Raw genomic sequence first — 11,790 nt, forward strand, 5'->3', positions numbered from 1 at the left:
CTATGAGAAGAGCTCAAATCCCCGTTTTTTTTATACTGGCGTTTTTAAATATAACCATAGTGAGTAACTGCTCCCTAGACAAAAGCAATGAACAGACACAAACGGTGCTTAGCGGCCGGTATATTAATGAAACCTTTCTGCAACAGCTACCCGATTCAATTGCTGGGAGCATTCCAAGCTACTGCTACGAGCTGAATTTCATCGCGGACGACAGTGTCCGGGTTTTCTACGGCTTTGAGCAAGGAACATTGTTATACAAAAATAAAAGCGATGGCCAATTTGCCTTGCTGTCGGCCGTGGGGGATAATGACATCGCTTTCACACTAAATTCTGACAGCACGATTACCCTTCATGACAGCACATGGATCGGCGTTCCCCTGAACTCTAAGTTTAAGAAGGTTCCCGACCAAAGCGATTCAAAATGGGTTTTTACCCAATATTTAAATGAAAGAATGATAACTGGTCATTATCTCTTACACACCGATGGTCAAACCATAGATAACGACGTAGTATTTAAAGCGAATGGCGAGCTCGTCGGTCTTCTAGACTATGACAGCTACGCCATCTGTTTTAGTGGCGATTGCGTAAATGAAACCGCACTTCCCAATAATATCATCTATTTGTATAGCAATAGTGGAAAAAAAGACAGCTACGTTTTCAAAATAGACCAAAATGAAAACAAAATAGCTTTCCATGAACTCACCCCCCCAATTTTTGATGCAGAGGGAAACCCTCTCAAAGGCGGAAGAACCGTAGGAAAACTCAAATTCGATCTAGTGAAACCAGCCAAAAACTAAAACATTCCGTCTGTTAGTTCTTTATTAACCATTGCTCCAGCCACATTACCTGTAGCAACGGCATTCGATACCGAACGCATCATACCCGCGTTGTCGCCGCACGCGAAGACACCCGGTTCAGTTGTATGTTGAAAATTATCAACCTCGATATGACTATGTTCTGTCAGTTTACACCCGAGATTGGTTGGAATATCAGAATGCTGTTCAAACGGAACAGTGGCATAAACAGCGTCGAAGGCCATATCGCTCCCATCGCTAAAGACTACCTTTCTTAATTGACCTTCTTCATGCAAAAATTCCGCAATCTCTGTTTCAATAATATTAATACCATACTTCTCAGCCTTCTCTCGTAATTCTTTGCTAAGATCCGCCGGTCCATTTGTTAGTATTGCTAAATCGCTTGTCAAATTATGAACCAAAGGAACAAGGTGCGCTGCCCTCTCCCCATTAGCTATAATACCTGTTTTCTGATTACGAAATTCATAACCATGGCAGTACGGGCAATGAACAATTGAAATCCCCCAGCATGCAGAAAATCCGGGTATTGGCAGAAGCAGATCTCGAACACCGGTGGCAAAGATGAGTTTTTTTGATTCGAACTCATCGCCTTTTTGGGTGGCAATGGCAAATCCATAATCAGTTCTATAGCCTTTAACGGCTCGATCAGCGTGAAAATTCACCGTATCATACTTGAGCACCTGTTCTTTTGCTGCCTTCGTCAATTCCGCTGGCGTGCTGCCGTCTCCCAACAAGAAATTGTGAGAATGAGGCGTTTGTTTATTGCAGGGAAAGCCGCTATCAATTATTAAAACACTTCGTAAAGAACGTCCCAATGCCATTGCTGCAGATAGTCCCGCATAACTTCCTCCTATAATAATTACGTCAAATTTTTTATCTTTATTCATATCCTTTTCATTTTATGAGTCTTATCTTTTAAATACAATACATTAATAGCAATACTTGATGGCAAATTGTTTTGTTCATTAATAATATATATATCTATTATTTTCAAATTAAGATTCTTGCTCGAAAGCATCCTCCAGCCACAGCGAATGAATACACTATCAATAGTTCTTACTAAACGCCATGGCAGAAGAAAAAATTATTATAAAAACTGTCGCAATCCACCAAATACTGCTCGATTTTTGCCTTTCCCGAGGAGAATTATTGGATACCTCTCGCTCTTCCATCTTATATCCTTTTAATAATTCCGGGTGCTCCGTCGAAACGGCTGCAGGTTTATTCGCTTGCGACTTTCTCGGCGCAATATTCCGCGCCTCCCGACTAGAATGTGTAACAGAGCTTTGCCTTGCTCCTGCGCGAGCTGGCTTTGCTGAATTATGTATTCTCCCTAATTTCTCCTGTAAGGAGCTGAGTTTGGACCGTTGTTCTTTTCCTGCTGCTTGTTGGTTTACAAATTCATACAGTTCTTCATTCCCGCATACCTGATCTGAACACGAGAGACCCGTCTGTTCAACCGTTTCCAAGTATGCCGCAACCAGATTGTCCAACGTTTGCTCATCTGGTGCCCAAAATTCCTTTCTGGCAACTTCTAACATCCGCACTAACATGTTCTGATAAGCATAGGTGTTTTTCGCATTTGCGAACCGGCTCTTGATATCAAGACCATATTTATCGGCCACATACACATCGTGCCACTCCTGCCAGTCGGAGGTCGTAATCACTCCCTCCGTTGTGGCCGTCCATCCCCACATATTATCTGTCACCTGCCCCACCATACGGGCCCCGGCATACCCCTCATCCAACATTTCGGTAATCCAGGTCGGGTTAAGATATCGGGTATTCAGTTCCCTACCAATAAACTTTTGCAACGTCTCTTGTTTCATAGTGGCCGGATCCGTCAAATTGCTGACCATGATATCGGGCTGCGATCCATCGATACTTTTAATAGCTAAGGACATTCCCCCCAAATACTGAAAAAAGTCATCATTATCGAGTGCTCCATAAACATTTGTCGATCTACTATGCACGACGGCTTTGGTCCCTGATAGCGCCTGCTTAAATAACGACAACGCTATATTCTTTCCACTCAGTTCGGAAATTTCATGTTCACCGGCACCCCAAAATCCTTGCCCATACAAATGACCCGACCGATTAAAATATACATTGGCAATGTCCTCCACCTCATCCCACTTATCAGAAGCCTGCACCACGTCATCGACTCCAATACCATAGCTCCCTGATGCGGCACCAAACATACGAACGAGCGCTAAGCGTTTACGCGTATCGGCATCTTCGACTCCCGCCAAAGAAAGCTGCTTTTCTAAACTATCAGCATGCGACCGTATAGCGTTATCTGCCTCCGGAGATTCATAGGTCAACGTAACAGCCTGATCCAATAAGCTCATCATTTGTGGAAACATGTCGCGGTAGAGTCCCGATGGCGTCATAACTACGTCTACCCTAGGACGCCCCAAGCTATCCCGAGGAATCAATTCCACCCCTTTGATTTTACCCGAGGGTTCGTACCTCGGGCGTACACCTAACAGATATAGAATCTGTGATTCCATAATACCTTCGTGTCGTATTGTCTCCACAGACCACAAGTTATAAGCCACTTTATTCGGATAAGTCCCTTCGTGTTTCTTTCTATAACCCGCAAGCAACTCTTCAGCTAGTTTTCGTCCTTCAGCATACGTTTCCTGCGTCGGCATGCGCGAAGGATCAAACGCATAGAAGTTCTTACCCGTAGGAAGAGCTTCCGGATTACGCAAAGGGTCATTCCCAGTACCCGGTGTAATATACTTGCCTTCCAAGGCTTCGAGCAACGACCGCATCTCTGAAGGGCCGCTTTCTAAAATATTGTTGAAAAACGTTTCAACCAAAACCTCCCGTTTTTCGACGGATATATCCCTATGCCGTCCAGCCATTGCTACTGCAGTAAGCCGTGCATGGGCAGAATCCGGTGATACCCCAAAAGTATGCATACCCATTGGACTCTGCTTTTCGTTTAATTCTTGCAAATAATGCTCGACTGATTGAACATCAACGGCTTGTATGTCACCTGTGATCGCTAAATCTCGGATCACCCCCGATTCAACCGCCCAACGATTAATCGCCTTTAGATGAGACGCCGCTAATATTGGACTTTTCTGATCTGCCGCTGTATAATCGTTAATAGCTCCCGCAAGTTGTCGCAGCTCGGGTCTCAGTCCAGATTGTTGAAAGGGTGGTGTCATATGGTCAATAATCACCGCTCCCCCACGCCGCTTTGCCTGCGTCCCTTCCCCCACATTATCCATTATATAGGGATATATGTTCACCATGGAACCTAAAAGCGCATCTGGAGCATCCTCCTGGTCTAAACCAGCTTCTCTGCCGGATAACCATTCCAGCGTACCATGCGTCCCTAAATGGATTAAAGCATGACTTTTTTGCTCCTGTTGCAGATATAGATAGAAGGCGATATATTGATGATGTGGCGGTAGACTTACATCATGAAATAGAGCCTCCTCGTTTTCCTCCCACCCTCGAGCGGGCTGTGGCATTAAATTAATGTTCCCAAACCTAACTTGTGGCAGCACCAGAAACCGCTGTTGGTTATCGTCAATCCAAACCATAATATTAGCTGAATCAGGTGGGCCCCATTTCTCAACAACCTGATGCTGAAACCTAGGTGCGAGCTCCGAAAACCACTTTTTATACTTTTTCATTGGCACCAGAACCGGTCGATCTTCTTTTACCATTCGGTCAAGTTCCCCCGGAGCCCAAGAGCCAACATTACGACCCCCGTCCATAACTTTTTTATAGATTAAATCTTCAGTTATTTCCTGATTTCCTAATTTATATCCCTCGCCTTGCAGCGCATGCAAAATACTAAACATGCTTTTTGGCAAAACATTCAGATAACTCGCCCCAATATTGTGTTTGCCAGGATGTCCATTATAATAAATCAAGGTTACATGTTTTTGCGCATTGGGGATGTGACGCAACATATGCCAAGCTTTTACTTTAGCGACCATATTACCAACGCGTCCAGGCAGCGGTACTTTCTGTTTGAAACGATTTCCTAAGCTATCTACAACATCTTCCTTCGTGGCTATCACAGAGGGCTGTATTTGGCCCATAATCTCGGGGCGTACCATCGAAAGAATCCGTTCCGAAATTGGAATACCAACCGTTGACTTGCGCCATTCCTGCAGGCTTTGCGACAACGTTATGGCGTTTATAACAGGAACACCAAGATCATCGAATGCTCCAGCCAGCTTATCTGGAGCACCTCCAGGAAGTGACGAGAAGTTAATCAGTACCTCGATTCGAGGTTTACCGTCTATTTCCATGCAAAAGTGTCGTAATGCCTTTTCTAGTGGGAAGCCATAAAACATCAGGACATTGAAACCGGCCGCAGTTAACTCCTTGGCATATTCTTTCAAATAACCATCTTGACCAGTTATAAATTCATAACGAAATCCGTAAATTCCTACCCAAGGCGCCTTTTTTGCCCGTTCACCCTGCGCGCTGGCAAACGTATCAAAATCTGTATAAACTTCACCGGTGCGCCAATCAGAGATAGCATAATCAGGAAAATGAACGGCTGGAGCGACTTGAAAATTCATCCCCATATGTCTGTCAGCTAATAGCTGCGCAAGTCTCACGATATTTTCAGAACTTGGGTTTTCAAAATAGCTATCCACGACAGGATCAAACTGCATACCCCACTTACTATAATTAGCGGCCTCTGGCGTACTTCCCACAGCATAAACGGCCCCTCCCCGCCGCACAACCTGCTGCATGGGCTGAACAAACCGTTCTATTACCTGCGGAGTATGTACATAGCAAACCACGACATCCGCTTCCGCAATCTCGTGGTGACCTGCCTGCACTGTTATGACTTTGATACCAGAAGAAAATTCGGGAATCTGCTCTAGTGCGGCGATAGCATCAACAACAGGCTTACTATAGTTGTCTGATACCAACAGCGCTATTCGTTTAGTGGAGTCAATTTCCCGCGCAGCGCACCAGAAGACAGGCAACAATGTCAAAAGTGACAAACAACTAATCCACCGTACTAATTTACTCATCTATTTTTCTGGTATGTATATTACTTGGCCATCTTCGAGCTGATAGGCTGTCCCTAAACGTTCCCCTTGCCCAGAAGCTTCTTCAGGTGATATTTTTTTTATTTTTATTTCGCTTCCCTTCTTGGTGATAATCTCCATCTCGCCCGCCCTATTCTTCTTGGTCAAGGTCATCTCTGTAGAGGGATCTAACAGCTCCAGAACATTAAGAGCGGACATCAGCGCCAAAATCATCGCAACGATGAGGACGACACTGATATCAAATAAATTAGCCACTCCGCTAATGGGATCCTCAAGGGGCACACCGACATTCTCCCTCCTTTTTTGATTTAATAACTTCATCTTTATTTCGCAATATTTCCATTAACCGTTTCTTGATCAAAACCCTCAAGATCAACAACCTTTCGCAACTCCTGTTCTAATGCACTCTCGCAAGAAAGGAAATCGCTGGAGAGCCACTGTTCCTGCTTAACGGAAATAAAATAGGCTATAATACCACATACCAAACCTATAATTGTTGCTGTGAAAGCAGTCACCATATGACTCGCCATCGCTGACATATCTCCTGTCGATAACGTGGACAATGATTGTCCCATGGGAATTAACGTCCCGACTAACCCTAGAGACGGACCTATCTTTACCAGAATTCGGACCCGGTCAAGCTTAGAATTCTCTTTCTTTTCCCATCTTTGAACAAGTTCAGATAAGTGAATATCCGCACGGCGTTTGTCAGTCAAATAATTTTCTATATCATCTTTATTCTGCGATAGGAACCGAGTGACTCGCTCTTGTTTGGAGCGATTTATCCACTGGCGAACAAAGACGCCAAGAGACCAGAATACCCAAAGCACCATAAGCATCAAGCCCAGAAAAACGGGCAAATGCAACATCGCACTCAACTGAAACAAAAAATGTTCAATAAATTCAATCATGATTTTAATATTTTAATATTGATAGTTTATTCCTAAAAAGAACGTCCGTCCTGGTGCGTAATAATAACTCGTAGCAGAAGTATAACTTCCATAGTACAGCTTATCGAATAAATTGTTAAGCGTAAAATTAATCCCAACAGGGCCAAAGCTTTTAGCCAACTTTAGATCAACCACAGTAACTGGATCCATTTTCTTTTCTAAACTATTCTCCAGGTCTCCAAAGAAGGAGCCCGTGTGCCTCCCCCACAAGCTCATATGCCCGATCTGGCTATCGTAAATAACTGCTCCGGAATAAATGTTACGCGGATTATCACTCATCTCTTTTCCTTCGTATTCTGAATTCGTTTCATATTTCGTTACTTCCGATTCGTTATGAAAATAGCTCGCTTGCAGCGTAATAAAAGGAGAAACTCGATATTTTGCTGAGCTTTCTATACCCCATAGATTGACTCTTCCAATATTAATATACTGCCGAACAGGCAAATCTCCCGGATCAAAATATGAGGGAACAGCGGAGGCATCGATAAGCACAGCAGCCAAAAAGTCACTATATTGAGATCGGTAAATTGTAGCAGATAGATCGAGATTGCCCATAAGCTGGAGATCGGCACCGAAATCAATGGAATGACGCATCCGCTCAGGTTTTAAGGCTGGGTTTCCTAAGCGGAATGAAGACCCTAACGGCGTCGCATTGTACATATAGAAGGCTCCCGGAGCTCTAAATCCAGTAGCAAATAATGAACGCAAACGCAGATTATCCAAAAGTTCATATGTTACTCCAACCTTTGGCGTCAACACATTTGAACTCGCTTCATTGTAATCAATAACCAATGCATCTTCCAACATGTTATCAAAAAAGTGCCCCTTATGATTCGACCAATGATCAAATCTCAGCCCTAGGTTCGCATGCAAATTCGGTGCTATACGAATGTCGTCATTCACAAAAAACGAGATGAAATCCTGCCTGCCGCTAAAATTTTGTTCGCCCTTGCTCGGATATCGCTTCTTGGAAACTATTTCGGTGAATCGAAGGTCAGCTCCTAATGTGATGTCATTATTTCCAATACGATGACTCACCTTTCCAATCATACCATACGTGTCTAAGGGGACACGAGAGATATAATTTAACTCGTTAAACTCGCTAGCGGTTGCATCCCATCCCCAGGCCTCCGAGCTACGATTTTGTACGTTGTAATAGACTAGAATATCGGATTTAAACCCTGCTTGGGTATTTTGGTAGCGTAGCTGATAATTTCCCGTCTCCGTTTGATCATCATACAATGTATTGGTACCGGATAACGGCTTTTGCACGTTAAAGTCCGCTGTAGCTGTTATATTACCACCCCCATCAAAATCATATCTCACCTTCGTATTGATATTAAACAGAGACATCTTTGGCTTTCGAAAATGATCTTTCCATAAGCTATCAGCCATATATGCGTACCCATCAGTACTTTTATATTCAGCGAATGCAATAATTCCCCACCGCTTAGCAAAGCGGCCACCAACCTTCACGTTCGCTTGAAAGGTGTTCATGGATCCGTAACGGACATCAGCTCCCAAAGCGAGCTTATCGGAAGGCCCCTGGGTAACTAAATTGATTGTTCCTCCCATGGAACTCGATCCATAAATTGATGAGCCTGGACCGCGCACGACCTCGACGCGTTCGATGCTATTCGTCGCTAGTGAATTCCATTCGGAGACGCCTCCCGTATAGGCGTCGTTTATGGGAACACCATCTTTCAAAACAAGCGTACGGTTCGCTGCCCCTGTACCTCGTAAAATAACGCCCGTATGCGTTCCTGTCGTCGTCAAACCGCGGCTTCTATCTACCATTACTCCTGGAATAAACGCAAGAGCCTCGTCAATAGATTGTATCTGCCTGAGCTCGGGCGCACCTTTCTTTAATACCGATACACTGGATGAGATCTCTCGGAGTTCTTTTGGTAAGGTCGATGCGGTCACGGTGACCGCATCCAAAAATTGTGGGTTCCTTTCCAATTTCCAGTACAACTCCTGAGCGTCGCGGTCACTTATGGAAATCTCCTTTTCCAAAGGGAGATAATTGGGATGGACAGTCTTGACACCAATGGATTTCTTGATACTAAGATGAAGTCTTCCTTTTTGGTCGCTTGTTGCAATCACGCCTTTACCACGCTGGAATAAAGAAACTCCGGCGATGGGGTGTCCTTTTGAATCCTCTATGTTAATAATGACGGACATAGGCGGGCTTGAAATTTGTTGCGCAAAATTCACATTGCTAATCACCAGTCCCAATATAAAAAGGAGTAGATGTAATTTCTGCGCTGGAACGGAGAATAGATAGATCAACGCGTGTTTTAAAAAATTCATATGTATTTACAAATGCAATTAAGTTGCAATTATAAATATAAAAACACGTAAATGCAACATAGTTGCGTATATATTTCACAAATAACTTGATCCCTTAATAGCGGCTGCAAGCGTAGATGATTATCTCGGTCTTTTCAGAGACGCCCTATCGAAGTATACAATACTGATTATCAAAACGTAAAATAAATTGCAATAAAGTTTACAGGCATAAAAAAAGACGAACCGCAGTTCGTCTTCTAACTTATAAAGTTATCTCTAAATTCTATTCGCCAATTTTCGCGGCCGATGTCTGCGCAGAACGGTCAACTTTCTTCACCAAACCTTGCAGGACATTCCCTGGACCAACTTCCACAAATGATTCGGCACCATCGGAAAGCATATTTTGTACTGTCTGTGTCCAGCGGACTGCACCGGTTAACTGCGCGATCAAATTCGCTTTAATAGCTGCAGGGTCGGTATATGCCTTCGCATCTACATTTTGATAGATAGGACATACAGGGGTCTTAATCTCTGTTGCTTCAATTGCCGCTTGGAGCTCCACCTTTGCCGGTTCCATCAACGGAGAGTGGAACGCGCCTCCAACATTTAATTTTAACGCTCTTTTAGCCCCTGCTTCTGTTAATAAAGCACAGGCTTTATCAATTCCTTCTATCGATCCGGAGATCACCAGTTGTCCCGGACAATTATAGTTTGCTGGGACGACAACTTCCTCTATCTGTGCGCAGATCTTTTCTACGGTTTCGTCATCCAAACCTAGAATCGCCGCCATTGTCGATGGTTCAGCCTCACACGCTTTTTGCATCGCATTTGCCCGTTGGGAAACGAGTTTCAGCCCGTCTTCAAAAGAAAGAGCACCCGCTGATACAAGCGCAGAAAACTCCCCTAAGGAATGGCCCGCTACCATAGAAGGTTGGAAAGAATCCCCTAACGCCTTGGCGAGAATTACCGAATGGAGGAAGATCGCAGGCTGCGTTACATTGGTTTGTTTCAAGTCTTCATCGGAACCCGAGAACATGATATCTGTAATACGGAAACCCAAAATATCATTTGCTCTTTCAAACAATGCCTTTGTATCTTCATTCAAATTATAAAGGTCTTGCGCCATTCCTACGAACTGGGCCCCTTGACCTGGAAATATATATGCTGTCTTCATAAAAAAACGTGTTAACGTCCAAAAATATAAATTTTTTTGCCAGAATAATCAATTCGAGGTTGAATCCCTAAAAATCTAGTCTTGCTCCTCAGGGACAAAACTCATTGAGCTAAGCTTGTTCGCATCGAAAACATCGTTAGCAATTGTTAGCAATTCACTGGTGCTTACCTCATCGATCTTATTAAATACTTCCGCTAACGAAACTACTCTGTTATAGTCCATTACATTCTTAGCGGCAGCAATGATCATGCTCATTCGACTTTCTTCCGCAAGTGCAATCTGGCCTTTGAATTTATGTTTCGCCTTTTTTAGTTGTCCTTCACTAACGCCCTTATCCTTAAGCTTATCCAACTCTTTAAAAACGAGTTTTTTCGCCTTTTCTACCTTCTCCTGATCTGTACCTAGATAAATCGTAAACAACCCTGTGTCACCAAAAAGGGTGTAATTTGACTCTATTGTGTAGGCAATACCATACTTCTCTCGGATCGAAAGATTTAATATCGAACTCATTCCAAATCCACCAAGCATGTTATTCAGAAGAAGTAGTCCGGTCTTACGATCATCATGTATCCCGTATGCGGGTGAACCCAGCATATAATGGACTTGATTGATGGGTTTTGCAACTTCAATATGCTGATTAATAACAGGCACTGCGGCTCTCCGTTCACGCTGAGGCGTGTTTCGCGCCACTGGTCCAAAATACCGACTTAACATTCTTTCTACCGCACCAAGCTCGTAATCGCCGGTGATCCCAATAATAATTTCCGAAGTATTGTAATTATTTTTCAAAAAATCGCGAACATCCTCCGGTCGAAAGCCTTTCAGATCGTCCTGCAATCCGAGGATATTGTGTCCCAGACCCGACCCCTTATAAATCAGATCCTCGTAGTCGTCAATAATAGATTCCTCCGGACTATCCAAATAAGATGCCATCTCATCGGCGATAACACCTTTTTCCTTCTCCATTTCCTCTTCTGGGAACGTCGAATGGAAAATAATATCCTCAAAAAGATCAACCGCTCGGGACAGATGTGGCCTTAAAACAGAAGCATGAATACACGTATACTCTTTCGTTGTGTAGGCATTTAGATCGCCACCGACAGATTCCAAATAATTGAGAATCTGCTGCATTGACCGTCGCTCGGTTTGTTTAAAAAGAAGGTGCTCAATAAAATGAGCAACACCATATTTACCCACTTCCTCATCACGGGAGCCTGCATTAACCACCAGACAAGTGTGTGTTATCGGAGAGGACTGTCGGTGAAATACCGCACGGATACCATTATCCAAGCGAATAATTTCATATTCCATAAAAATTCAAACTCAATATTATATTCTAAATTTACCACCAAGTCCTTAAAATAAACCTACGGGTAACGAACTGATACAACCTTTATTACTACGATTTCTACAAACCCTGTCTTTGGCAGCAAAAATCTAAAGATCAAAGGTACATAATTAAACAATAACAGCTGCAGTTCCTCACCAGAACTACAGCTGCAAACTACCAACTTTCA

Annotated in this window: 8 protein-coding genes; 1 reads left to right on the forward strand and 7 read right to left on the reverse strand. The window is 43.5% G+C overall.

Features of this window, described 5'->3' with window-relative positions:
• The first annotated feature begins 2 nt into the window (after nt 1-2).
• Nucleotides 3-797, forward strand: coding sequence for a hypothetical protein (locus HP439_RS01515; protein WP_172388582.1), 795 nt, complete (start codon nt 3-5; stop codon nt 795-797).
• Here HP439_RS01515 and HP439_RS01520 read toward each other — a convergent pair.
• From HP439_RS01520 to HP439_RS01550, 7 genes are all read right to left on the reverse strand, one after another.
• Nucleotides 794-1,702, reverse strand: a complete 909-nt coding sequence (locus HP439_RS01520) for an NAD(P)/FAD-dependent oxidoreductase (RefSeq protein ID WP_172388583.1) — start codon at nt 1,700-1,702, stop codon at nt 794-796. The two genes, HP439_RS01515 and HP439_RS01520, sit on opposite strands and share 4 nt — an antisense overlap.
• Before the next feature lie 159 nt (nt 1,703-1,861).
• Entirely contained in the window at nt 1,862-5,839 is a 3,978-nt protein-coding gene (locus HP439_RS01525; protein WP_172388584.1) for a cobaltochelatase subunit CobN, read from the reverse strand.
• Complete coding sequence (locus HP439_RS01530; protein ID WP_172388585.1) at nt 5,840-6,178, reverse strand: DUF2149 domain-containing protein; 339 nt, start codon at nt 6,176-6,178, stop codon at nt 5,840-5,842.
• 2 nt (nt 6,179-6,180) lie between these two features.
• Nucleotides 6,181-6,768, reverse strand: a complete 588-nt coding sequence (locus HP439_RS01535) for a MotA/TolQ/ExbB proton channel family protein (protein WP_172388586.1) — start codon at nt 6,766-6,768, stop codon at nt 6,181-6,183.
• Nucleotides 6,769-6,780: 12 nt separating this feature from the next.
• Entirely contained in the window at nt 6,781-9,120 is a 2,340-nt protein-coding gene (locus tag HP439_RS01540; RefSeq protein WP_172388587.1) for a TonB-dependent receptor plug domain-containing protein, read from the reverse strand.
• Between the two features lie 262 nt (nt 9,121-9,382).
• Entirely contained in the window at nt 9,383-10,273 is an 891-nt protein-coding gene (gene fabD, locus HP439_RS01545; protein ID WP_172388588.1) for an ACP S-malonyltransferase, read from the reverse strand.
• A gap of 75 nt (nt 10,274-10,348) precedes the next feature.
• Nucleotides 10,349-11,584 carry a M16 family metallopeptidase gene (locus tag HP439_RS01550; protein ID WP_172388589.1) on the reverse strand — a complete coding sequence of 412 codons (1,236 nt, stop codon included), beginning with the start codon at nt 11,582-11,584 and terminating at the stop codon, nt 10,349-10,351.
• Nucleotides 11,585-11,790: the final 206 nt, after the last annotated feature.

This window comes from Sphingobacterium shayense (genome assembly GCF_013179575.1).
In the GTDB taxonomy this organism is placed as follows: Bacteria; Bacteroidota; Bacteroidia; order Sphingobacteriales; family Sphingobacteriaceae; genus Sphingobacterium; species Sphingobacterium shayense.

What these genes read in the sequence shown, in the direction of transcription:
- HP439_RS01515 (WP_172388582.1), top strand. Translation starts at nt 3, where the DNA reads ATGAGAAGAGCTCAAATCCCCGTTTTTTTTATACTGGCGTTTTTAAAT.
- HP439_RS01520 (WP_172388583.1), bottom strand. Translation starts at nt 1,702, where the DNA reads ATGAATAAAGATAAAAAATTTGACGTAATTATTATAGGAGGAAGTTAT.
- HP439_RS01525 (WP_172388584.1), bottom strand. Translation starts at nt 5,839, where the DNA reads ATGAGTAAATTAGTACGGTGGATTAGTTGTTTGTCACTTTTGACATTG.
- HP439_RS01530 (WP_172388585.1), bottom strand. Translation starts at nt 6,178, where the DNA reads ATGAAGTTATTAAATCAAAAAAGGAGGGAGAATGTCGGTGTGCCCCTT.
- HP439_RS01535 (WP_172388586.1), bottom strand. Translation starts at nt 6,768, where the DNA reads ATGATTGAATTTATTGAACATTTTTTGTTTCAGTTGAGTGCGATGTTG.
- HP439_RS01540 (WP_172388587.1), bottom strand. Translation starts at nt 9,120, where the DNA reads ATGAATTTTTTAAAACACGCGTTGATCTATCTATTCTCCGTTCCAGCG.
- fabD (WP_172388588.1), bottom strand. Translation starts at nt 10,273, where the DNA reads ATGAAGACAGCATATATATTTCCAGGTCAAGGGGCCCAGTTCGTAGGA.
- HP439_RS01550 (WP_172388589.1), bottom strand. Translation starts at nt 11,584, where the DNA reads ATGGAATATGAAATTATTCGCTTGGATAATGGTATCCGTGCGGTATTT.